Source organism: Haloferula helveola (genome assembly GCF_037076345.1).
Taxonomy (GTDB): domain Bacteria; phylum Verrucomicrobiota; class Verrucomicrobiia; order Verrucomicrobiales; family Akkermansiaceae; genus Haloferula; species Haloferula helveola.
In genome coordinates this window covers 5,004,624-5,028,242 of sequence record NZ_AP024702.1, presented here as the reverse complement: position 1 = coordinate 5,028,242, position 23,619 = coordinate 5,004,624, and the positions used below count along the sequence as shown (strand labels likewise).

Here is a 23,619-nt window from a genome sequence, read left to right as displayed (position 1 = left end):
TTTGCCTTGCTGCCGTAACCGCTACGACCTACCGCTCCAGCAGCACCACACCATCGCGGACCACGAGGTCGATCCGACCCTTGAGCGTCTTGTCGAGGAACGGAGTATTGCTTGCTTTTGACTTCATGAAGTCGGCGCTGAAGGTCGTCTCGCCTCCCTCATCAAAGAGCAGGAATTCGGCAGCACCGCCCCCTTCCACCGGCACCGGCGCAAGACCCATCATGCGGCGCGGTTCGGCGGAGTATCGCTTCACCATGACGTCCCAGCCGAGCTCGCCCCGCGAGACGAAGCGGTCGAACATCGAAACCAACGCCGTTTCCAAGCCGGTGATTCCATTCGGCGCGACGCTGAAGTCCTGAGCCTTCTCGAAAGGCGTGTGCGGCGCGTGGTCGGTCGCCAGCAGATCGAAAACCCCGGACTTCAAACCCTCGAGCAACGCCTCGTTGTCCTCGCGGGTCCGCAGCGGCGGGTTCATCTTGTAGTGGGTGTCGTAGTCGCCGATGTCCTCGTCGATGAACATCAGGTGGTGCGGTGAAACTTCGGCGGTCACTTTCACGTCGCCCCGCTCCTTCCACCAGGCGATCGTCTCCATGCCAAGCTTGGTGGAAACGTGCTGGATGTGGATGTGCGCTCCCGCCGCGTGCGCCAGCCGGATGTCACGGTCGATGATGATCTCCTCAGCACAGGCGGGGCTGCCCTTGATCCCGAGCCGATACGCCATCGGGCCGTCGTTGAGCGCGCGGGGACCGGCCAGCTCAGGCACCTCGCAGTGGCTCGCGAAGAACATGCCGAACTCGCAGGCATACTGCATCGCCCGGTAAAGCACCGCCGGATCGCCCGTCGAGTCACCGTCATCGGTCAACATTGTCACGCCGAGGTTCCGCATCGCGTCGATCGACGCCAGCTCCTTGCCTTCGCGGCCCTTGGTGACGCAACCGGAGGTGTAGATCGGGATCCGGGAAACGGCCGCCGCCTTGTCGAGGACCATCTTGACCACGGCACCTGAGTCAATCGACGGAGTGGTGTTGGGCATCATCACGACTCCCGTCACCCCACCGTTGATCGCCGCCTCGCTGCCGCTTGCGATGTCCTCCTTCGACTCGCCTCCCGGCTCGCGGAAGTGCACGTGGGCATCGAACATCGCAGGCATCAGCAGGCGTCCTGCCCCATCGATCACCCGGGCACCGTCCGGCGCCTCGAGGCCCTGCCCGATCGACTTGTAGCATCCGTTCTCGATCAGCACATCCACCGTCGGCCGCTCGGCGGAATCCTCGGAGACAACACGGACGTTCTTCAGCAGCAGCGTTTCGGACATGCCCCTTGATGCCAGCCCTCCCCCTGACGGAAAAGCCCGGACTTGCCCGTGACGGAGGAGGCCTCAGAATTCCGGCGTGTGGTCCCGTCTGATTGCCATCTCCCTGCTGCTGGCCGGGCTGCTCCGGGCGCATCAGATTGATGAGATCACCATCGAGCTGGAGATCGGCCCCGGGCGGTGGACCGCCACCTTGCAGGCCGACGCCGCCTACATGCTGCCGGAGTATCGCGGCGACTCCGACATCGCCCCGTTCGATCTCGCGTGGCTAAGAACCCGCACCCCGGAGGAGTGGACCCGGATTCGCGAAGAGACGCGCAAGTATCTGCGTGAGACCCTCGGGATCCGCGACGGCAGCTACGAAATCTCCTTTCCCGACTTCGAAACCTCTCCTCCCCGTTTCGTCCAGGAAGGCATCGCCGAGATGCTTCCGAACCTCACCGTGGTTCTCGAAGGGGATATCGCGGCAGCCGGCCTCGATATCAATTGGAACGAACCCTTCGACGTCGTCTTGATCCTGATCAACGAAGGAGAGTCCTTTCCCCTCGTCAGTGGTGAATCGATCCGCTTCGAGCCGCAGCGCAAACCCCGCAGCTTCACCCGATGGATTCAACTCGGCTTCCGCCACATACTTCCGGACGGCCTCGACCACATCCTTTTCATTCTCGGCATTTTCCTGCTGAAACCGAAATGGCGTCCGCTCCTAGCGCAGAGCCTCGTCTTCACCCTGACCCATTCGTTGACACTGGCACTGGCAGCCCTTGGATGGGTCAACCTGCCCGCGTCGGTCGTCGAACCGGCGATCGCCCTCAGCATCGTCTGGATCGCCATAGAGAATCTTCGGCCGAAAGAAATCGGCCTCGGCCGCTATCTGACCATCGCGGCATTCGGACTGGTCCACGGATTGGGATTCGCCCGCATTCTCTCCGATGCGCTACCCGATGCCGCCCACCCCTTTCTCCCGCTCGTCGGATTCAATCTCGGCGTCGAACTCGGACAGATCACGATCCTCGTTGCCGGACTCGCGATCGCCGGTTGGTGGAAGGAAGAACGATTCGCGAAGTTGCGTCTCGGCGGGTCGATCCTGATCGCGCTTGTCGCCGCCTTCTGGTTCGTCGAGAGACTTCTCGACCGGCCCGGATCAGACCGTGCGGATCGCGCCATCCTTGATCTCGAGTTGGCGGTCGCCGCGAGTCGCGAGTGACGGATCGTGGGTAACCACCGCGAGGGTCGTGCCGCTTTCGGTGGCAAGACCGAGCAACAGATCCATGACCTCCGCGCTGTTGCGTGAATCCAAATTCCCGGTCGGCTCGTCGGCAAAAAGCACCTTGGGCCGGTTCGCCACCGCCCGGGCGATCGCCACCCGTTGCTGCTCGCCCCCGGAAAGCTCGGCCGGCAGATGGTCGGCCCGATTGGCCAAACCGACCCTTTCCAAGGCGGCCTGCGCCTCCTCTTCCGTGTTGGCTCCGCTGATGGCTCCGACCACCATCACGTTCTCCAGGGCCGTAAGTTCGGGGAGCAGCAGGTAGTTCTGGAAAATGTATCCGATATTCCGGTTGCGGAAGGCCGCCTGCTTCTTCGGATTGAGCGAATACAGGCTCGTTTCGCCGATGACCACCTCGCCCTGCTGCGGCCGTTCGAGCCCGGCGAGCGTGTAAAGAAGCGTGGTTTTGCCGGCGCCGCTCGGCCCGCAGAGAAAGACCCGCTCGCCCGCTTGGATCGACAGGTCAATTCCGTGAAGAACCTCGACCGACTTCTTGCCGATCCGGTAGCTGCGGTGAAGGTTGCGTGCCTCAATCATCCGGGGGCGAGACTAGGCAGTGACGACCCGCGAAGCGAAGGCTTTCCTCGCAAAGGCGATCTTGTCCTTCCGCTCGTCATGGGGATACTTCTTGGCCCGTTCCGCGGCCGGCTCGAGACGCTTGAGTAGACCGACACCGTTCGCGAGTTGGATCGCCAGCCCCGGCCGGGCGTTGACCTCGATCATCAGCGGGCCGCGGTCCTCGTCCACCATCAGGTCGACCCCGAGATAACCGAGTCCGGTCATTTCGTGACAGGTCACCGCGATATCCAGGATCCGGTCCCATTCCGGGACCTCGACACCGATCAACGGAACTTTCAGATCGGGATGCTGCTCGACCGACCGACCATGGTGAACCGCATGGATCGTCCGGCCGGTGGCGATGTCGACACCGATGCCGATCGCCCCCTGGTGGAGATTCGATCGCCCGTCCGACTGCCGCGTCGAAGCCCGGAGCATGGCCATCAGCGGATAGCCGTGGAGCATCACCACGCGTATGTCGGGCGCGCCTTGGAAGCTGATCTCGGTCATCACCCGCGACGCCTTCACCCGGTACTCAATGAGCGCGACATCCCGTTTGCCACCCAGTGAAAAAAGACCCGCGAGCACGTTCTGGAGATGGTGCTTCACGTCGATCATCGAGAGCCGGGCGCCACTCGGCTTGACGAAATACCCGTCCTCCCGACCCGAAACGACCAGCACCCCCTTCCCTCCGGATCCGCGGGCCGGTTTGATCACGAAGGACTCGTGGTCCCCCAGCAGCCGGTCGAGATACCGGACATGGGCCGGGCTACTAGCGATCCCGTAGGTCTCCGGCACCGCGATCTCCCGCTCCTCCGCGAGCGTCTTGGTCCGCACCTTGTTGTCGACGAGATCGTAGAGCCTGCGGGGATTGTTCGGCAGCACGAAACGCGCGTTCCGCATGTTGATGCCCACGACTCCCATCGCCTCGAGCTCGCCGGGCGTTCGGAAAAACCGGTGCCACCAGCGGTTCATCAGGCCTCCTCGAAATTCTTGAACCGCATCAACTCGCTGAGGCGGTAGCCGGTATATCGCCCGAGCAGAATGATTCCAGCCAGCAGGACCAGCAGCAACTCGGGGAAATAGAACGCCCAGTATCGCACCTGGGGATCCTTCATGAAGAAGTAGGCCACGTATGCGACGATCATCGATCCGAGCACCTGCAGGATCGCGCTGCGCTTGCCCTCCTCCTCCCAGATCAGCGACATGCGTTCGATCGTCCAGGCGAGAATGATCATCGGAAACAACGTGATCCGCAGCCCGCCGCGCATGCCGAGGTGCCAGCTGACCACACTGAGAACCATCATCAGCAAGGTCACGATCACCACGCACGCCGCGACTCTGGGAACCACAAGAAGGTTGAGACGCGACAGAAGGAAACGGAACCAGAGACCGGCCGTCACGATCACAACGAACATGATGAGTCCGCTCTGGAGATCCATCTCGAGCAGAGCGAGCGCGAGCAGCACCGGCATGAAGGTACCCAGCGTGGCGATCCCGACGAGATTCCGCAGGAGAACAACCACGAACGCACCGATCGGGATCAGGACGACGTAGCGGAACACCTGCCGCTCCGAAGCCGGCAGACCGAAGATCGTCGAGACCAGCAATCCAGAACCCCTCAGGTCGGTCAACTTGTCCAGCGGGATGACGTCGCGCGTGGTCGTGAAGACGACCTGCGAGTTCTCGCCACCGCCGAGATCCAGCAATGCTTCCCCACCCCGGTTCCAGACAAAGTATTCGCGTGGATCGACCGTCGAAGTGGCGGCATCGGGATCCCGCACCTTCCAATAGACGCCGTCGTGATACTCGACGAACATCAGCGGATCCTGCGCCCCCCGGATCTCGTCAAGCCTGACCGCATAGGCCTTCCGCGCCGGCACTCCGGCCATGTTGAGCAGATCGATCCCGAGCAGGGTCAACGCCTGCCCGTTCGCGACTTCCTCGTAGTGACGCTTGAGCAAAGCGATCTCCTGAGAACCTTCAATCGCGGTGATCTCGCGGAAAACCCCGACGAACAGAGTGTCCGGATTCGATGAAGTCTCCTTCGCCCGACGCACCACACTGTCGGCCGCAGCGCGGAGATTGCCGGTGAGGCCCGGCTCCTCCGCCTGGGGGGCCTCTCCGGTATGCGCGATCGGCCCGGCCGTATCCACACCCTTCGCCGGAAAGCGCACCCGGTAGTAGAGCGCCTGGTTCCCTTCCTTCTCGTCCGCCGACCAGACCGCCGAGTATTCGCCGAGATCATCCTCGACCATGAAACTGTAACCGGCCGAACGGGCGTCGACTCCCATCTCCTTGTCGACCGCAACGGTCGGTAGCGACAGGCGTGCGGTCACAGGATCACCCGTCGCGATGAAGCTGACCTTCGCCTCCACCAGCCACTCCGTCGGCTTCTTGCCGACCATCAGCGGAATGCCCAGATTGACGTGCTTGTAAGCAGCGAGCCCTCCACCCAACAGGGTCAGGACGAGAACGATCGCGATCAGCTTGATTCGAGAGGCCATAAAGGTGCCGGGTGAAGCGACGTTCGGACTGGCCCGCCGGAACAATCAGCGCATGAGCTTTTTGTCGGCGATGAACGCGCGGCTGGGGTCCACCCATCCGAGTTCCCGGATCGTGGTGCGTCCGATGAGCATCGGGTTGAGCATGTTGCTGCGGTTGCTAAGGGTGAAGTCTGCCTTCAATTTGCGGTCGCCGACACGGAACGCCAGACGGACGACCTCGCGTTCCTCCGAATTGCCACCGGGTTCCTTGACGCGAGCGATGCGCACCAGCGGCGCCTCGACACGGATGCGCGGGAAGTCTTTCTCCGAAGGATCGGTCACCACGAAGCGCACCCACTTCTTGCCATCGCGCTCGAAGAGCTTCTTCTCCTCGGCATGGATCGAACTGGTGTAGGCGCCCGTGTCGAACTTGGCGGCCATCTTCATGTCGGCCTTACCGTCATTGAGGAACACCCACTCCTTCCAACCGTAGATCTGCACCGGATCGGGCGATACCGGCAGTGCGATGGCGGCGGCCTCTTCCTCCTTCTCAAGCTTCTTCGGATCGTCCTCCTCCGGCTCCATTTCCGGCTCAGCCGGTTTGTCATCTCCGGGCTTCGGAGCATCGGCCGGTTTCTCAGCTTCCTTCGCATCCGGCTTGTCGGCCAGTTTGGCGTCCTCGGCAGGCGTCGCCTCACCGGCGGGCTTCTCTTTCGTGACAGCGTCCTGTCCGCGGGTTAGTCCAAGCCCGCCCACGAAGAGACAGAGCAGGATCGCTAGGAACGTAGAGGCCTGGGATTTGCTGGTCACGCGGGCCAACTTTCACCACCAGTCGTTAGGAAATGCAACGGAATTCCCGGATGCGCACACAATGCATCGCCGCGCTCATCCCACTCGTTTTGACGGTTCCCGGCTGCGGGCCGCTGACCTTTGACGCGCCGCAGGAATCGGCCGAAATCAGCGCACCCGCCTACTGGAACAGCGCCGGTCAGGGTCGGGACTCGAAGATCAGCCAAGGCTGGGTTTCGGAATTCGGAGACGCCGGGATGCGACGCGCGGTCGACCAGGCGATGAGCCACAACCAGGACCTGGCGGCCGCCCAGGCCCGGATGCGGGAGGCCGAATATGTGCGCATCGCCGGACGGTCCCGCGTCTTGCCTCAGGCCGACCTGACGACTTCCGGCAGCTTCAGCATCTCCGAGAACGGCTCCGCCGCCTCAAGCGAATCCGAGCGCTACGGCATCACGGTCGCCGCCTCATGGGAGGCCGACCTGTGGGGACGCCTCCGCGATCTGAACCGCGCCGACGACGCCGATCTTGCGGCAGCCCGCGCGACCTACCGTGGCGCCCGGCTCTCGCTGGCCGCCAGCACCGCCCGGGCCTGGTGCAACCTGATCGCCGCCGACCAGCAGCTCGAGCTCGCCAAGGTCACGCTCGACTCGTTCGAGCGGAATCTCCGGATCAGTGAGCGCAACTACAAGGGGACCGGACAGGGCGCGCTCGACGTCCAGTTCGGACGAACCAACGTGGCGGCGGCCAAGCGGGCGGTCGAATCCTCGAAGCTCATCCGAGGCGAGGCCGCGCGTTCCCTGGAAACCCTGACCGGGCGCTACCCGTCCGGTTCGACCCGCGCCGGATCCGAACTTCCAAGGTTGAAGCGCACTGTCCCGGCCGGGATTCCCGCATCGATGATCGACCGCCGACCCGACCTCGCCATCGCCCGTGCCCGGATCTACTCGACCGCCAAGCGTGCCGACGCCGCTCGCAAGAGTCTGCTGCCATCGTTCGGGATCACCGCGTCCGGAGGCACACCCGTTTCCCGCTTCGCCGACCTGCTCAATCCCGAGTGGCTCGCCGCAAGCATCGCGGGCAACATCGCCCAAACCCTCTACTCCGGTGGACAGCTCGGCAATCAGGCGCGGGCAGCCCTCGAGCGCAACCGTGCGGCGGTTCACGACTACAACCAGACGGCGCTCGACGCGTTCCGTGAAGTCGAGTCCGCGCTGGCAACCGACCTCTCCCTCGCCGAGCAGGAGCGCTTTCTTGTCACCGAGGTCGAGCAGGCGGCGTTGGCCGAAAGGCAGGCCTCGCGGGACTACGCCGACGGAATCGAAGGATCGGACATCCTCGACGTGCTGGAATCCCAGCGCCGCGCGAACAACGCCCGCTCCAGCCTGATCCGCCTGCGCAACGACCGGCTCCAGAACCGGATCGACCTCCACCTTGCCCTCGGCGGCGACTTTCGGACAGAGGACCGGTGATTCGGCGCAAGCCTCCGGTGCCCTGCTTCGTATTTGGCAAACCCGTAATGCTCGGCCATCTTTGGCCCGGGCAAGCCCAGCCCGCTCCATGGTCATTCGCTTCATTCTACCCATTGTCATCCTTGGCATTGGTGCCTTGGCGGCTCTCTGGCTTGGCCAGAAAGTCGAGCCGCCCAAGCCGGAACATGTACCGCCCCAGAAGCTGAAGACCGAGATCGTCGAGCTGACTCCCACCGACTACACGGTGATGCTCGATTCCCAAGGCGTCGTTCGCGCTCACCACGAAACCCCTCTCACCGCTGCGGTCAACGGCACCATCAGCGCCATCCATTCATCCTTCGAAGACGGCGCCTATTTCGAGAAGGACGATGTGCTTGCCGAACTCGACCCGGCCGACTTCATGGCCCAGGTCGAGTCAGCAAAGTCGAGTTTGGCACGGGCCGAAGCCGCCCTCGCCCAGGAAGAGGCACGGGCGAAGCAGGCCCGGCTCAATTGGGAGGATCTCGGCTACACCGATGAACCCTCTGACCTCGTCCTCCGCGTACCCCAGCTCAAAGAGGCTCGCGCGAATGTGGACGCGGCCAAGGCATCCCTCGATCAAGCCGAGCGCGACCTCGAGCGGACCAAGATCCGAGCCCCGTTCAACGGCCGCGTGCGGGACCGGCTGGTGGGTCTCGGCCAGGCCGTTGGCGGCTCGACCCCTCTTGGCAACCTGTTCGCCATCGACTACGCCGAAGTCCGGCTACCCCTCACCCCGGAGCAACTCTCGTTCATCACGCTTCCCTCACGCCCTGGCGACCCTGCGGTTCCCGTCACGCTGACCGACGCCCTCGGCTCCCGGGACCCCGACGAACCGGCAACGCAGTGGCCCGCCAGCATCGTCCGAACCGAAGGCGCTCTCGATGACTCCTCCCGCGAGCTGTTCGCGATCGCCCGCATCGACGATCCCTTTGGACTCGAAAGCAATCGCCCGCCGCTGCGGATCGGCCAGCCGGTGCGCGCCTCGATCGAGGGCAAGACGCTCGACGATGTCTTCGTGCTTCCCCGCCAGGCGCTGCGCGACATCAACCGCATCTACCTCGTCGATCGGGATGAGCCGGCAATCATCCGGACCACGATCGAACCCATTTGGAGCACCGCCGAGGTGATCGTCGTCAAGGAAGGCCTGAAGGCCGGCCAGTGGCTGTCGACCACCCGCCTTCCCTACGCTCCCGACGGCGCGCCGGTCCAAGTCGTGGAGTCGACTTCCGCGGCCACCGCTGAGAGCGAAACTCCGGAGTCCTAAGTCTCTCCGGCTGCGTTTCCCCGGCAAATCACCGGGATATTTCAAACCCGATAGTTGATTTTGAGACACTTACGCACCTATATTTAAGATTTATTAAATTTCTATTGCTCCTAAATGAGTTTTTTGAAACTCTTCAGGACATCATGAAGACGTTCGCACGGTTTGCCGTTCTCCCGGCCCTCGCCTTCGGTTCTCTGGTCGATGCCGGGGAAATCAGCGTTACCGAACTCCAGCAACGTTGCGACGAGCAGGAGCGCCAGATTCGGAACCTCGAACTCGAGAATCAGCGCCTGCGTTCCCGCCTCGGCGAGATCACTCCGGCACCCGACCTCGCGCCGGTCTCTACCGAGGAAAAGGAGGAGACCGTGACGCCGCCCGAAACGACCCGAACCGAGCCCGCAGCGCCGATCCATGTCATCCGCAGCGGCGAGTCGCTCTCCAAGATCGCCAAGCAGCACGGCACCACCACCGCAGTCCTGGCCAAGCTGAACGGCATCAAGAACCCGGGCATGATTCGCGAAGGCCAGCGACTCAAGCTGCCGGCCGACACGAGCGTCGCCTCGGAGTCATCGAAGGTTGATACCGTCGAGGGCACCCATCGCGTGAAGTCGGGTGAGACCTTCTACTCGATCGCCCGTACTTACGGGCTGAGTGTGGACCGCCTCCAAGAGTCGAATCCGGGCGTCGATTACCGCAGCCTTCGGGTCGGACAGGAACTCAAGCTCAGCGCCCGCAAGGCACCGGAGCCCACCGAAAGCGCCCTTACCGAAGTCGCACGGACTGAGGATCCGGCCGGGGCCGACGAGGCCAGTCAGACGGTCATGAACCGCCCCGTCGTCCGTCGCGTGCGGGTGACAGACCAGATTTCCTTCGGCGACTTCGCCAAGCAGCACGGCATGGATCCGGGCAAGCTCAATGCTCTCAACGGCCTCCATCTCGAGCCGAAGACCCCTCTTGCAACCGGTTCGGAACTCTACGTTTCCGCTCAGCCTTTGGAGTAGAGTCCGGACCATTCAGGGTAGCCCTTCAGCGGGCATGGCACCCGCCCGGGACTTGTTCCCGGGCGGGTTTTTCGTGCTGAGGCTGATGCACCCGATGAGCATCAGCCTGTGTCCAGACCCCCTGAAAACTGATCATTCCTTGCCGGACATCGGATGTTCACATCCAACCGGCACCCCTCCAATTCCATCCGCCCCATTCAAAGCTTGCCCGCAACCCACCCTTCGCCGCCAAGTATCGCCCGTGCCCCTCTTCCGATTCTCGCGACGACCGACCTACGTCACCTGCCGGGGTCGCGACGACGGCGGCGGCGCCCAGATCGCGGCCTGCGTCTCGACCATGATCTACGCGCGCCTTCGCCGGGCCACCTACGTGCACTCGCCGCTGCAAACGGTTGCCCATGCGCCGCTGGGTGAGTCGACTGAAGACTGGAGCGCAAGATGGGAGAATTTCTTCTCACTTGGATACGGAGAGACTCAGGCTTCCTCACTCTCTGGCATCCCCGAGAACACCTTGGCGAAACCCCACCGCCGGAGCCCACGCTCCGGGAAGTTGAACGTCGTCGCGCACTGCCACAAGGTGACCGACCACCATCCCGAAGCTTGGGCGTCGATCGCGCCCGAACTGCGGCGGAAGTACGAGGTCTCCCCGAAGCCCGAGCCGCCCGGTTTTGATGAGAACTTCCTACACATCGCCGTCCATCTGCGCAGAGGCGATGTTACGGCCGACGGGCGGTTCTCCGAGCGTTTCAGCTCCACCGACCGCCTGCTTCCCGCACTCCGCCGACACTTCTCGGAAGAGCGCTGCCGTCTCCACCTGTACTCACAGGGAAACGCCGAAGACTTTCCCGAATTCGCCGAGTTCGATCCGTGGCTCCATCTCGACGAAGATGCTTTCGTCTCGTTTCACGGAATGGTGACCGCCGATGTCCTGTTCACCGCCAAGAGCACCTTCAGCTACCTTGCCGGGATCATCGGCGACGGTGAGGTCGTCTACGAACCGTTCTGGCATCCTTGCCTGCCCGGCTGGAAAGCACTCTAACAGAATTCTGCGATCTGCATCAGGCAACCGGCGGCGTCCAACCGAAGAATTCGATCTCTTCGGCGAAGCGTTCACCCACCCACTTGCTCAGGTCGGCGTCGTAGTACTCGTTGGGCCGACCGCGGTCCGATCGGTTCCGCACCGGAAGTTCGGCCTTCGGAATCCCGATCTTCTCACAGACCTCGTCGAACTCGGCTCCGAGGTTCTCGAAACGGATCAGCGCATCGACATTCTCGAATGGAGAGGCACCGCGATTGTTCTCAAGTTCGAAGTATGAAGTCAGCGGCCGGACATCGTGTTCGACAAACTTCCTGAACTTCCGCGGGCTCCACGAGGTCTCACGCCGGTGCGGCGAGAAATAGAACGAGATCAACCGGTCCCACGGGTTACGCACGACCGCGAACTTGAACAAGCCGTCGGCCACCTCCGCGCCCAACTCGCTGTAGTACTCCGCAAGAGTCGAGTGCTTCTCCAGCGAGCGTCCCTCCGAGCGAACTTCGAACCTCTCGACACCGTCCTGATTCCCCGAAGCGACGATCCGGTCCTCGGAGTAGTCCTTGAGGATGTTCTGGATCGAGTTTCCAGCCGTCTTGGGGATGTGGACGAAGAGAAACCGGTGGCGGAGGGAAATCACGGACCGAGCGTCACCGCCCGCCCCACCTGCGTCAAGTGCCCGGGGATCACCGGAACAGGACGCCGTAGCCCCTCTTCCGGCGGAACTCCTTCGAAAACCTTGGGAGCCACGTCGGATGCTCGATCCGCCTGCGGATGCGACGCCTCGCCGAGAGCATGTCGCCGACGCCCTTTATGACCCCGCCCGACCACCAACCCGGGGACGCGATCTCATCCGGCATCTCATAACCGAGGCGACCGAGGCCGGCCGAATCGATCGAGCTCCAGTAGTCGCGGCACCAAGCGCGACGGTACCAATTGTCGACCTGCCCGATCCACTTGTCCCGGCTGTCTTGGGAAACTTTCGAGTAGCTCTTCACGCCGGTCGAATCACCCAAGGTGCCGCCAGCCGACGCAGGCAATTCCTCTTCACCTGCCGCCTCAAGTTCCGGCCAGCCAAGGTAATCACCAAGGCGCTTCAACACCGGGCCGGGTTCGCTCACCAGATCCTCGTAGCGGACTTCGCAAATCGATTCCCGATGGGCTTCCGCGAACCGCATCAGCCGGCCAAGCCCTTCATGCAGGTCGATCCCGAACTCGTCAGGGCACCAGCTGCCGTCGCGGTAGGTCTGGCAAATCGAGGCCGCGACCGCCAGCGGGTGCCGCCACAGGACCACGAACTTCGCATCCGGGAAGGTCTTCCGAAGCTCTTCCGCGATGAGCGTGTAGCGCGGGGTCTTGTCGAGAAACCACTCCTTGCCTCCCGCAAGTCCGTGGTAAACCCGCTGCATCAGTGCCGCCACCCCTTCCCGATAGCTCGCATCGAACTCCGGCCATTCCTTGCGGATGTCGGCCTCGGCCGTTTCGACCAGCGACTCCCAGTAGGTCGCCCGCCGGGCGATCACCTCGTCGCCGCCGAGAAAACGCAGCAGCAGGCTCGGCTCGCCAAGGGTCGCGCACCGCCCGCTCGCCAGCATCAGCCGCTGGAGAAGCGTCGAGCCGGCCCGCGGCAGGGAGAGCAAGAAGATCGGTCGGGTCATCGGACGGCGCTCCATGTCGCGCCCAACGGATCGGCAGGTCAAGCGCGCACCGGCCCGCACGCCGCCGGGCCATTCCCGGTTGACACCCGCCAAGGCCGCCAAGCACGGTCCGTCCGTGAGGCTGTTCGGGCGAAGATTTCCGCGGAAGAAGCACAAGGTTTTCGTCATCGGACGGAACAAGACCGGGACCACATCGATGGCCGCGGCTCTCCGCGAACTCGGCTACCTCGTCGGCAAGCAGGAGGAGGCCGAGCTCCTCATCGACGATTGGGGCCGGGGCGACTTCTCGCGGATCATCGACCACTGCCGCACCGCGGATGCCTTCCAGGACATCCCGTTCGCCCTCCCGGGCACCTACGAGGCCGTCGATGCCGCCTTTCCCGGCTCGAAATTCATCCTCACGGTCCGCAAGGACGCGCAAACCTGGTACGACAGCCTGACGCGCTTTCACACGGGAATCGTTGGCAAGGACCGGCTGCCGACACCCGACGATCTCAAGGAGTTCGGCTACCGGGAGCCCGGTTGGATCTGGAAAACCCACCGGTTGGTTTACGGGATCGACGAGTCGACCCTCTACGATCCCAGGATCTACATGGAGCACTACGAGAACTACAACCGCACCGTGCAGGACTACTTCGCCGGGCGACCCGACGACTTTCTCACCCTCAATGTCGGCGATGCCGATGCGGTCCAGCGCCTCTGCGAATTCCTCGGAACGCGCAAGAAACTGGCGTCGATGCCCCGCCTCAACAAAAGCTGAAACCCTCCGGTCTAAGCCCTTGCCGGGGTGGTCAGGATCTGACGCAATGGCACCTGCAGGACGTCGCGAATTTCAGGATTGATGAAGCTCATTGTCACGGGAGGAACCGGATTCATCGGCAGCGCGCTGGTGAGGCGCCTCGTCCGGGAACCGGGCTGCGAAGTTCTCAATCTCGACAAGCTGACCTACGCCGCGAGTCCCGAGTCGCTGGCCGAAATCGAAGACGCCGCGAACTATCGGTTCAGACAGATCGACATCGGTGACCACGCGGCCGTGGCCGAAGCCATTTCGGAGTTTCAGCCGGACGGAATTCTCCATCTGGCCGCCGAGTCGCATGTCGACCGGTCCATCGAAGGCTCGCGGGAATTCATCGAGACCAATGTTCTCGGTACCCACGCGCTGCTGGAAGCGACCCGGGCGCACGTCTCCACTCTGAACGATGATGCGGCGAAGCGTTTCCGTTTCCTCCACGTGTCGACCGACGAAGTCTACGGCGACCTCGACGGAACCGAGGAGAAGTTCACGGAGACCACCGCTTACGACCCCCGCTCGCCTTACTCGGCCAGCAAGGCGGCGTCCGACCACCTCGTCAGGGCGTGGTCGAACACCTACGGCCTGCCGGTTCTCATCACCAACTGCTCGAACAACTACGGGCCGCGTCAGTTCCCCGAGAAGCTGATCCCCCACATGATCCTGAGCGCCATCGCGGGAAAACCTCTGCCGGTCTACGGCGACGGTGCCCAGATCCGCGACTGGCTGCACGTCGATGACCACGTCGAAGCGCTATGGACCGTCTTCACGACCGGCAAGTCGGGCGAAACCTACAACATCGGCGGCAACAGCGAGCGCCGGAACCTCGAGGTGGTCGAAACGCTCTGCGACCTCCTTGATGAGGTCGCCGCCGACCGGCGTCCGGCCGGCACTTCCGGCTATCGGGAGCTGATCACCTTCGTGACCGACCGGCCGGGTCACGACCGGCGGTATGCCATCGACACCACCAAGATCGAATCGGAGCTCGGGTGGACGCCCGCGCACACCTTCGAACAGGGACTGAGGGAAACCGTGGAATGGTATCTCGCCAACGAGTCATGGTGGCGCCACATCCTCTCCGGCGAATATCAACTCAAACGCATCGGCTCGGCGGTATGAAAGGCATCGTACTCGCAGGCGGCGCCGGCACGCGGCTGTACCCGGTCACCAAGGTGCTCTCGAAGCAGCTGATGCCGGTCTACGACAAACCGATGATCTACTATCCGGTCTCGGTCCTGATGCTCGCCGGCATCCGCGAGATCCTGATCATCTCGACCCCGCGGGATCTGCCGTTCTTCCGCGAGCTGCTCGGCGACGGGGCCGACCTTGGCTGCAGTTTTTCCTACGCCGAGCAAGCCGAACCCAAAGGTCTCGCCGAGGCCTTCACGATCGGCGCCGATTTCATCGGATCGGATTCGGTCGCACTCATTCTTGGCGACAACATCTTCTACGGCTCCGGCTTCGGGCAACTCATCCGGCAGCATACCAACCCGGATGGAGCGGTGATCTTCGCCGCCCCGGTTCAGGACCCCGAGCGCTACGGCGTGGTCGAGTTCGACCAGGAAAGGCGGGCGGTTTCGATCGAGGAAAAGCCGAAGAAGCCGAAGTCCCACTATGCGGTGCCCGGGCTGTATTTCTACGACAACGAGGTCGTCGAGATCGCCCGCAGCGTGAAGCCCTCCCCACGCGGCGAGGTCGAGATCACCTCGGTCAACCAGACCTACCTCGAACGCGGACGTCTTCAGGTCGGCATCTTCAACCGCGGCATCGCGTGGCTCGACACCGGCACCTTCGCTTCGCTCAACGAAGCCTCGACCTTTGTCCGGGTGATCGAGGAGCGGCAGGGCACCAAGATCGGGTGCATCGAGGAGACCGCCTATTACTCCGGCTTCATCGATATCGACCAACTGCGCAAGCTCGCCAAATCCTATCCCAAGAGCGGCTACCGCGACTACATCCTCCAACTCTGCAAGCAGCCATGAGTCGGATCTCGGAAGTAACGGAGCCCCACATGCCGCCGCTCGACGACTACGTGCGCCTGCTCGAAGGCATCTGGGAACGAAGGCACCTGACCAACGGCGGCCCCCTCATGGTCGAGTTCGAGGGATTGCTCAAGAAGGCGTCGGGCAGCGACCGCCCCCTCCACTGCGTGGCCAACGGCGGGCTCGCCCTGCAGCTGACCATCAAGGCGATGGGCCTCGGCGGCGAAGTCGTCACCACACCCTACTCATACGTGGCAACCACCTCCTGCCCGCTGTGGGAAGGACTGACCCCGGTGTTCGCCGACATCGACGCATCCACTTTGAACATCGACCCGGCCGCGGTCGAAGCCGCGATCACACCGCAAACTGAGGCGGTGCTCGCGACCCATGTGTTCGGCAACCCCTGTGATGTTGCCGCTCTGGAAGCCATCTGCGAGCGCCACGGACTCGCGCTGATCTACGATGCCGCCCACGCATTCGGCGTCCGCCATGCCGGCAGGAGCATCCTCGACTATGGTGACGCCTCGATCGTCAGCCTCCATGCAACGAAGGTAATCCACTCGGTCGAGGGCGGTTTCGTCACGACACGCGACCCGGCGGCCGCAGGAAGGATCGAGTGGATGCGGCGCTTCGGCCACAACGGCCAAGAAGCCTACCATGGCGTCGGGATCAACGCGAAGATGTCCGAACTGCATGCCGCGATGGGCATCTGCTTACTGCGACAGGCGGATGCCGTTTTCGAATCCCGGAAGGCGCTGATCGCGCGCTACCTCAAGGGCCTCCCTGAAATCGACGGTGCGCGTTTCGCCTTCGATCTCGCGGCCGACACCGAGTGGAATCACTGCTACTTCCCGGTCCGATTCGAGACGGAGGAACAACTGCTCGCCGCCATGACCCGGCTCGATGCGGCAGGCTTCGGCACCCGGAGGTACTTCCACCCGTCGCTCGACCAGTGCGGTCTCGAAGGATCCGCCGAAGCCTCCTGCCCCGTCGCCCGGGACGTCGCCGCCCGCATCCTCTGTCTCCCGCTGTCGACCCGGTTGGAGCTGGAACATGTCGACCGCATCCTAGACGCCGTTCATCCGCCCCGCTCCGCCCACGCCTGACCCGCCGATCCATGACACCCGCACCCGTCATGATCCCCGCCTACCGCAGGCTCGGTCACCTGCAGAAGACGATTGCCGCACTCGCGGCGAACACGCTGGCGGACCAGACCGAACTCTATGTCACCTCGGACGGACCCCGCCCCGGTGACGAGGAGGCGGTCGCGGATGTCCGCGAATGGCTCAAGACCGTTCAAGGCTTCCGCAAGGTCGAGGTCCTTGCGCGGGACGAAAACAGCCGGCTGGAGAATTGGAAAATCCGCCGCGAGCTCGCTTCGGGCTTCGGCCGGATGATCTACCTCGAGGACGACTGCGCGACCTCCCCGATGTTTCTCAGCTACATGAACGCCTGCCTCAATCGCTACGAGGACGACCCGCGGGTGTTCTCGATATCAGGCTACCTCCCGCCGCTCGACGGATTCCGTCCCGAACCCTTCCGCTTGCTCCGGGCCAAGCGCTTCAAGGCCTGGGGATTCGGGATCTACGCGCGTACCGACGCGATGGTCCGCTGCCAACCCGAACCTTCCGAATATCGCGAGATCCTACGTTCACCCTCGATGCGCCGCCGGATCATCCGGCAAACCGGCGTGAATTTCATCGGCATGCTCCGACGCTGCACGCTCGGCGAGTTGCTGGCCTACGACATGATGGCCACGCTCGAGGTCGTGAAACGCGACCTAGACGTGATCTTTCCCAGCATCTCGCTCGTCCAGAACCACGGGATCGACGGAACCGGCGCGCACTGCGGAAAGAGTGACCGCTTCGAGACCACCCTCTTCGCCGGAGACCAACCCGACTGGCAACAGATACCCGACGATCCAGACGAGTCCTTCACCCGGGCCATCGCCAAGTTCTACGGCAGCAACCTGAAGGGTCGGTTCACCTTTTACTCGAAGCTCCTCCGACGCCGGCTTGAGCTTCCTGATGCCGCCCGGATCGCACCCGCACCCACGCCCGGCTAGCATGTCTTCCGCTTCCCTGCCCAATCCCCGCGTGCTTGTCACCTACGGCTGGGTCCGTAGTTCGTGGGGGCTCATCCGGAATCTTGCGCGGCACGGACTGGAGGTGTACGTCGGCGACCACCAGAGCTTCTTCATGAGCCGCTTCTCACGCTACTGCAGCGGCTGGTTCCAATACCCCCATTTCCACGCCGATACCGACGGCTTCATCTCGGCGGTGGTCGATTACATCATGAAGCATGACATCGGCGTGTATATCCCTTCCCATGAGGAGGGCTTTCTCGTCGCGAAGCACCGCGACCGCTTTCCGGATTCCGTGCACGTCGCGGTTGCGGACTACGAGGCGATCCGCACGCTCGACCACAAACTCCACGCCCAACAACTCGCCGAAGAGCTCGGAGTCCCCCACCCGGCCACCTTCGAGATCGGGAGCGAGAGCTCGCTCGAGACCTCCCTTCCCCATCTTCCGGAGAAGGGCGTGATCAAGGTGCCGTTCAGCCATGGCTCGCATGGCGTGAGCTTCTTCGAGAATCACTCCGAACTTCGCGAAAGGTGGGCGCGGGTGATGGCGGAGCAACCGGAAGGCGCTCCCGCGCCGATCGTCCAGCAGTTCGTCCACGGCACCATCCAGACGGTGATGGTTCTCGCCGAGAAGGGGGAAGTGAAGGCGAACTTCGCGCGGCGTAACGTACGCGAGAAGGAAACCTTCGGCGGCGCGGCGGTGAAATGCGAGAGCATCCTCTTCCCGGAGGCCCTCGAGGACGCGACCAGGATCGTCCGGCATCTGTCCTATTCCGGCGTCGCGATGTTCGAATACATCGTCGACCGCGAATCCGGCGAACGCTGGCTGATGGAGGTCAATCCCCGCTACTGGGGCACCACTCCCCACGACCTGAACTGCGGGGTGAGCTACCCCTACTACCAGTATTGCCTCGCCCACGGCCTGCCGTTCCGGGAAAATCCCGAATACCCGCTCGGCCATCGTTCACGGTGGATCGCCGGAGACGTGATCAGCTACTTCAAGAACCCGCGCTCCGAACGCGGATTCCGAGTCGCACGCAAGCACCTCGACTTCGACGACGACTCGTTCATGGACTTCAGCATCGACGACCCGGTTCCCTTTCTGGTGCAGTCGTACCTTTACTACAAACACCGTGCAAAGATCTTCAGCAAACGATGATTGAATCCCTGCAACTGCCATCGCGTGAGGACAAGCCACGGACCTCCGGCCTGACCTGCATCATCGATTCGGGCTACCCGACCTCCTACTTCGAGGACGTCGTCCGGAGCCACCACCCGCTCATCGACGCGGTCAAGTTCGGCTGGGGCACGTCGCTCGTCACGCGCGAGATCGAACGCAAGATCGCCATCCTCCGCGAACTCGAAGTCCCCTACCTTTTCGGAGGGACCTTGCTTGAGGTCGCCTACACACGCGACAGCGTGGACGAGTTCGCCGAGTTCGTGCGAAAGCACCAATGCCCGATCGTCGAGGTCTCCGACGGCACGATCAACCTGAGCTCCGACGAGAAGTGCGAGCTGATCCGTCGCTTCGCCGGCGAGTTCACGGTCTGGAGCGAGGTCGGCTACAAAGACCAGCAGCGCTCGCTCGACCTTCCGCCGTCGAAGTGGGTCGAATACATGCGCAAATCTCTCGACTGCGGCGCCTCGATGGTCCTGACCGAGGCTCGCGAGTCGGGAACCAGCGGGATCTGCCGCTCGGACGGCGAGGTGCGGTTCGGACTGATCGAGGACATCATCGGCTCCGAGATCGATCTCGGACACGTGATCTTCGAAGCCCCGAACAAGGCGCTGCAGACCTACTTCGTGAAGCGCGTCGGCGCCAACGTGAACCTCGCCAACGTCGCGTTTTCCGACATCGTCGGCCTCGAAACCCTGAGGCTCGGGTTGCGCTCGGACACGCTTGCCCCCTAAATCGCCCGCGAACCACCAGTCATCCATGAGAGACCCCGAGAACGTTTTCCACCTCGCCATTCCCTGCGCCGATCTCGACGCCACCCAGGACTTCTACGTCAACAAGATGGGCTGCGAACTCGGCCGCCGCTACGACGACCGGGTGACCCTGAATTTCTTCGGCGACCAGGTCGTCTGCCACCTCGATCCCGACGGCATCGACAAGGAGCCGAAGATGTATCCCCGCCATTACGGCGTCACCTTCCGTCACGCCGCCGACTACGACGCGCTGCTGGACAAGACGGAGAAACACGGGCTGCCGTTCTTTCAGGAGCCCTTCGTCCGTTTCGGGGGCAAGCGGGAGGAACATCGGACCTTCTTCCTCATCGATCCGTCGAACAACCTGCTCGAGTTCAAGCACTACAACGACCCATCGATGATGTACTGAGCCGATGAGCGGCATTCGTCTGGCTTCCGGAGAGTCGGCCGCGGGTGAGGCATCGGCACGAGGCGACGTGATCGTGCTCATCGATGCCCTCCGGGCCACCACAACCATCACCACTGCTCTCGCCCACGGGATCCGTGCGGTGATTCCCGTGGCGAAGGTCGAAGACTGCATCGGTGAGCTCACGGCCGGTGAGCGAGGTGGACAGAAGCTGCCGGGCGTGGACCTCGACAACTCGCCGCGCAGCTTCCTCTCCGATTCCCATCGGGGCAAACGGCTGACCATCACGACGACAAACGGCACTCGCTGTCTCGAGGCCGCCGCGACCCATCCGATGGCGATCGTCCTGCTCGGAGCGTTCGTCAATCTGACCGCGACCGCACGAGCTGCGGAGCGGATCGCGGCCCACTACGGGAAGGACATCACCATGCTCGCCGCCGGCCGACTGAAAGAAGATGCGGTCGAGGACAACCTGACCGCCGAGCTGATGGCGGAAGTCATCCGTTCCGGAGAACCGGCCGCTCCGTCTGACATCCATCTCAAGACCTTCCTCGAAGGCGGTTCCGGACGGAATCTGCTGAACCTCGGACTCCGCGAGGACATCGATTTCTGCGCCCGGCTCGACGAGTTTGATCTGGTCCCGGTCTACCGGAACGGCAAATGCCGTCCGCTGGCTGCAGACGAACCCCCACTCCACGGCTTCCCCGGCTGAGCCGCCGGGTTGACACGGTCGGCCCGGGCTATCCATAAGCAGTCATGAGATCCGCACGCCGCTACGCCTTTGGCTTCGTCGGCATCGTGGCGGGCTTCACCCTGGTCGCCGCGGCGATCAACACCTGGGTCAACCCGCTCCGGGTCACCCCGGCGCCGTGGTCGGATCCCTCGTTGGAGCAGTACCGCGAGATCTCCAACCAGATCCGCACCGGAAAGGCGGGCATCCTCCGCTCGTCGGGCCACGCCGACGCCGCGTTCGTCGGCTCGTCGCGGGTTGCCAACGGAATGGATCCGAATTTCGAAGGCTGGGGCGATCAGAAGGTGCTCAACCTCGGATGCAGCGGCGGCTTCATGTTCGAGACGACAGGCATCTCGCGCTACCTGCTCGAGCAGGAGATGCCCGAAGTCATCCTGTTCGGTGTCGATCCGGGTGATCTCTCATCCCCCTTCGACACCCGCCCTCTCGGCGACTACTACGGTTCGCCATTCGCCCCCGGCGGCGACCGGGTCGACCGCGAAATGCGCTACCTGATCGGCATTTCGACCCTCGAGATCTCGATCGAGACCCTGAGCCGGAAGCATCGCGGCAAGCTGGCGTCCTACACGCCTGAGGGCCTCCGTGTCCGCTCGGACAAGGCCGGACAACGTTCCCAGATCGACTTCATCCGAAGCCGGTTGCTCGGCGAAGCCTTCCTTGCCGAGGACGGCCGCAAGCAGCGTCCGATCAACCAGGACAAGGCGAAGGAACTGGAGAGCATCCTGAGAATGGCAAGGACCGCCGGCACACGGGTCATCCTCTACATCCATCCGCAGCACGCGGTGATGCACGCGCGGGCGGCGGACAAGTCGGATCCACCCGTGTTCTTCCGGCGGGAGCGGCCGACGCTTGTCGAGATGGTCGATCGCGTGAACGCCGAGGGACTCGCCGGCCCGCCGGTCGAGCTTTGGGACTTCTTCGACTTTCATCCGATCAACTGCGAGCCGCTCCCGATCGATGGACGCGAACGGATGGATTTCTGGGGTGACCTCGGGCACTACTCGCTGCCGGTCGGGAATACCATGCAGGCGAGGATGATGGGATGGGACGTGCCGCTGGAAATCGGCGAGGACTACGGGACACGCCTGAGTTCGGAGAACCTCGAGGAGCGACTGGAGGAGGTCCGCGCGGGCTACGAGGCGTATCTCAACGGCCCGGGAGCACGGGACGTCGAGTGGAAGGAAGAGTTGTTCAGGAAGGCGGAGTGACCCGATGATTTTCAACTCCTACCCCTACCTCTTCCTCTTCCTCCCGATCGCCCTGATCGGCTTCCACCTGCTGCGCCGCGCGCCGTTCAGGGTTTCCATCGGCTTCCTCGTGCTGATGAGCTTCCTCTACTACGGATGGTGGAGGCCGCAGGACCTTTGGGTCATCGGCGCATCCTGCGGTTTCAACTTCCTCATCGGACGACGCGTTTCACGGCTGCGCGACACCCGGCCCGGCTTCGCCACACTGACAGCGGGCGTCGTTGCCAACCTCGCATTGCTGGGCTGGTTCAAATACGCCGGCCTCTTCGACAAGACCTTTGCCGCGCTGACGGGAGAAGGCCTCAACTTTCCCGAGATCATCCTGCCGCTCGGCATCTCCTTCTTCACCTTCCAGCAGATCGCGTATCTCGTCGATGCATGGCGCGGCGAGACCGAGGAGTATCACTTCACCGACTACCTTCTGTTCGTCTCGTTCTTCCCGCAACTCATCGCGGGACCGATCGTCCACCACAAGGAGATGCTGCCGCAATTCCAGCAGCAGAAGGGACGCGGCCTGAACTCGCTCGATTTCTCGATCGGTGTCACGATCATCGCGATCGGGCTGTTCAAAAAGATCATCCTCGCCGACTACCTCGCCCGCACCAGCGGCCCGATCTTCGACCTCGCGGCGAGCCCGGAAGGCCGCGACCTGACCATCGGGGAGGCGTGGGCCGGCACGCTGGCCTACACGCTGCAGATCTACTTCGACTTCTCCGGCTACTCGGACATGGCGATCGGTTCCGCCCGGCTCTTCGGCATTCGACTGCCGCTGAACTTCGACTCCCCCTACAAGTCGTTTTCCATCGTCGAGTTCTGGCGGCGCTGGCACATGACCCTGTCGCGCTTCCTCCGCGACTACCTCTATTTCCCGCTCGGCGGCAACCGGAAGGGACCGTCGCGGCGCTACGTCAACCTGATGCTGACCATGCTGCTCGGCGGTCTCTGGCACGGCGCCGGGTGGACCTTCCTGATGTGGGGCGCCCTGCACGGCCTCTACCTCTGCATCAACCACGGCTGGCACCACCTCCGGCGGAATTTCAAGCTGCCCGCGATCCCCCGTCCGGTCGGCGTTCTGCTCACTTTCCTCGCGGTGATGTTCGCGTGGATCCCTTTCCGCGCCGGCAATTACGAGTTCGGTGCCGACGGGTCCACCTCCGCCGCGCTGGGCGCGACCCGCAACATCCTCGAGTCGATGTTCGGCCTCAAGGGCGCCACTTTCTGGCCACCTGACGCCGCCATCGTGGTCAAAGACAGCCGCGCCTTCAAACCGATCATCCTCGGACTGATCCTCGTGCTCTTCCTGCCGAGCACCCAGCAGTTCATGCGACACTACAATCCCGCGATCGGCCTGCTGAAGCCGTCCGAGGGCTTCCGCCGGAGGTGGTGGCAGTGGCGGCCCACGCTGCCGTGGCTGGCCTTCACGCTGGCCATGCTCTACCTCGTCGGCCGCGAATTCGACCAGCTGAGCGAGTTCATCTACTTCCAGTTCTAGCCGGTCGGCCGCCACCCACAGCCGTGCCCGCGACCCGAATCGGCGTTGCATGCGGGCCCTTCGCGGCCTAAACCGAGCGCG

At 63.3% G+C, this 23,619-nt stretch carries 23 protein-coding genes; 16 read left to right on the top strand and 7 right to left on the bottom strand.

What is annotated here, in order from left to right; genetic code table 11:
- Window positions 1–28: 28 nt before the first annotated feature.
- Complete coding sequence (locus HAHE_RS19040) at window positions 29–1,315, bottom strand: dihydroorotase (protein ID WP_338686702.1); 1,287 nt, start codon at window positions 1,313–1,315, stop codon at window positions 29–31.
- A 76-nt stretch (window positions 1,316–1,391) separates the two neighbouring features.
- Here HAHE_RS19040 and HAHE_RS19035 point away from each other — a divergent pair, with 76 nt between their 5' ends.
- A complete protein-coding gene (locus HAHE_RS19035; RefSeq protein WP_338686701.1) occupies window positions 1,392–2,516 on the top strand; it encodes a HupE/UreJ family protein in 1,125 nt (374 codons plus the stop codon).
- Here the strand turns inward: HAHE_RS19035 and HAHE_RS19030 are convergent.
- Genes HAHE_RS19030 through HAHE_RS19015 form a run of 4 tightly spaced genes read right to left on the bottom strand, consistent with a single transcriptional unit; the run spans window position 2,454 to window position 6,430 of the window.
- Entirely contained in the window at window positions 2,454–3,113 is a 660-nt protein-coding gene (locus HAHE_RS19030) for an ABC transporter ATP-binding protein (RefSeq protein ID WP_338686699.1), read from the bottom strand. The genes HAHE_RS19035 and HAHE_RS19030 overlap by 63 nt on opposite strands.
- A gap of 12 nt (window positions 3,114–3,125) precedes the next feature.
- On the bottom strand, window positions 3,126–4,109 hold the full coding sequence (locus HAHE_RS19025; RefSeq protein ID WP_338686698.1) for an alpha-L-glutamate ligase-like protein: 984 nt from the start codon (window positions 4,107–4,109) through the stop codon (window positions 3,126–3,128).
- A complete protein-coding gene (locus HAHE_RS19020; RefSeq protein ID WP_338686697.1) occupies window positions 4,109–5,641 on the bottom strand; it encodes a UUP1 family membrane protein in 1,533 nt (510 codons plus the stop codon). The genes HAHE_RS19025 and HAHE_RS19020 overlap by 1 nt, the downstream gene beginning before the upstream one ends.
- Window positions 5,642–5,686: 45 nt before the next feature.
- Window positions 5,687–6,430 (bottom strand): ATP-dependent zinc protease, encoded by a 744-nt coding sequence (locus HAHE_RS19015; RefSeq protein ID WP_338686696.1) that lies wholly within the window; start codon window positions 6,428–6,430, stop codon window positions 5,687–5,689.
- 50 nt (window positions 6,431–6,480) lie between these two features.
- Between HAHE_RS19015 and HAHE_RS19010 the strand changes: the two genes are divergently transcribed.
- From HAHE_RS19010 to HAHE_RS18995, 4 genes are all read left to right on the top strand, one after another.
- On the top strand, window positions 6,481–7,881 hold the full coding sequence (locus HAHE_RS19010; RefSeq protein ID WP_338686695.1) for an efflux transporter outer membrane subunit: 1,401 nt from the start codon (window positions 6,481–6,483) through the stop codon (window positions 7,879–7,881).
- Between the two features lie 88 nt (window positions 7,882–7,969).
- Complete coding sequence (locus HAHE_RS19005; RefSeq protein WP_338686694.1) at window positions 7,970–9,166, top strand: efflux RND transporter periplasmic adaptor subunit; 1,197 nt, start codon at window positions 7,970–7,972, stop codon at window positions 9,164–9,166.
- A gap of 143 nt (window positions 9,167–9,309) precedes the next feature.
- Window positions 9,310–10,167 (top strand): LysM peptidoglycan-binding domain-containing protein, encoded by an 858-nt coding sequence (locus tag HAHE_RS19000; protein ID WP_338686693.1) that lies wholly within the window; start codon window positions 9,310–9,312, stop codon window positions 10,165–10,167.
- 241 nt (window positions 10,168–10,408) lie between these two features.
- A complete protein-coding gene (locus HAHE_RS18995) occupies window positions 10,409–11,206 on the top strand; it encodes a hypothetical protein (RefSeq protein ID WP_338686692.1) in 798 nt (265 codons plus the stop codon).
- 19 nt (window positions 11,207–11,225) lie between these two features.
- Here HAHE_RS18995 and HAHE_RS18990 read toward each other — a convergent pair whose 3' ends face one another.
- Both HAHE_RS18990 and HAHE_RS18985 read right to left on the bottom strand, forming a co-directional pair.
- Window positions 11,226–11,840, bottom strand: a complete 615-nt coding sequence (locus HAHE_RS18990) for a sulfotransferase family 2 domain-containing protein (protein WP_338686690.1) — start codon at window positions 11,838–11,840, stop codon at window positions 11,226–11,228.
- A 46-nt stretch (window positions 11,841–11,886) separates the two neighbouring features.
- On the bottom strand, window positions 11,887–12,858 hold the full coding sequence (locus tag HAHE_RS18985; RefSeq protein ID WP_338686688.1) for a sulfotransferase: 972 nt from the start codon (window positions 12,856–12,858) through the stop codon (window positions 11,887–11,889).
- A 13-nt stretch (window positions 12,859–12,871) separates the two neighbouring features.
- Here HAHE_RS18985 and HAHE_RS18980 point away from each other — a divergent pair, with 13 nt between their 5' ends.
- The 11 genes from HAHE_RS18980 to HAHE_RS18930 all read left to right on the top strand — a co-directional run bounded on the left by HAHE_RS18980 (window position 12,872) and on the right by HAHE_RS18930 (window position 23,538).
- Entirely contained in the window at window positions 12,872–13,618 is a 747-nt protein-coding gene (locus tag HAHE_RS18980) for a sulfotransferase (protein WP_338686686.1), read from the top strand.
- Window positions 13,619–13,699: 81 nt separating this feature from the next.
- Window positions 13,700–14,767 (top strand): dTDP-glucose 4,6-dehydratase, encoded by a 1,068-nt coding sequence (rfbB, locus tag HAHE_RS18975; RefSeq protein ID WP_338686684.1) that lies wholly within the window; start codon window positions 13,700–13,702, stop codon window positions 14,765–14,767.
- The gene (rfbA, locus tag HAHE_RS18970) at window positions 14,764–15,630 is read left to right on the top strand and encodes a glucose-1-phosphate thymidylyltransferase RfbA (RefSeq protein ID WP_338686683.1); all 867 of its coding nucleotides are present in this window, start codon (window positions 14,764–14,766) and stop codon (window positions 15,628–15,630) included. Before rfbB ends, rfbA begins: the two co-directional genes overlap by 4 nt.
- Window positions 15,627–16,736, top strand: a complete 1,110-nt coding sequence (locus HAHE_RS18965; protein WP_338686682.1) for a DegT/DnrJ/EryC1/StrS family aminotransferase — start codon at window positions 15,627–15,629, stop codon at window positions 16,734–16,736. The genes rfbA and HAHE_RS18965 overlap by 4 nt, the downstream gene beginning before the upstream one ends.
- A gap of 11 nt (window positions 16,737–16,747) precedes the next feature.
- Window positions 16,748–17,695, top strand: a complete 948-nt coding sequence (locus HAHE_RS18960) for a hypothetical protein (RefSeq protein WP_338686680.1) — start codon at window positions 16,748–16,750, stop codon at window positions 17,693–17,695.
- A gap of 1 nt (window position 17,696) precedes the next feature.
- A complete protein-coding gene (locus HAHE_RS18955; protein WP_338686679.1) occupies window positions 17,697–18,872 on the top strand; it encodes an ATP-grasp domain-containing protein in 1,176 nt (391 codons plus the stop codon).
- Window positions 18,869–19,624 (top strand): phosphosulfolactate synthase, encoded by a 756-nt coding sequence (locus tag HAHE_RS18950; protein WP_338686678.1) that lies wholly within the window; start codon window positions 18,869–18,871, stop codon window positions 19,622–19,624. Before HAHE_RS18955 ends, HAHE_RS18950 begins: the two co-directional genes overlap by 4 nt.
- A 25-nt stretch (window positions 19,625–19,649) precedes the next feature.
- Complete coding sequence (locus tag HAHE_RS18945; RefSeq protein ID WP_338686676.1) at window positions 19,650–20,051, top strand: VOC family protein; 402 nt, start codon at window positions 19,650–19,652, stop codon at window positions 20,049–20,051.
- Window positions 20,052–20,055: 4 nt separating this feature from the next.
- A complete protein-coding gene (locus HAHE_RS18940; RefSeq protein ID WP_338686675.1) occupies window positions 20,056–20,760 on the top strand; it encodes a 2-phosphosulfolactate phosphatase in 705 nt (234 codons plus the stop codon).
- Between the two features lie 44 nt (window positions 20,761–20,804).
- Complete coding sequence (locus HAHE_RS18935) at window positions 20,805–22,007, top strand: hypothetical protein (RefSeq protein ID WP_338686674.1); 1,203 nt, start codon at window positions 20,805–20,807, stop codon at window positions 22,005–22,007.
- Window positions 22,008–22,011: 4 nt separating this feature from the next.
- A complete protein-coding gene (locus HAHE_RS18930; RefSeq protein WP_338686672.1) occupies window positions 22,012–23,538 on the top strand; it encodes an MBOAT family O-acyltransferase in 1,527 nt (508 codons plus the stop codon).
- Window positions 23,539–23,619: the final 81 nt, after the last annotated feature.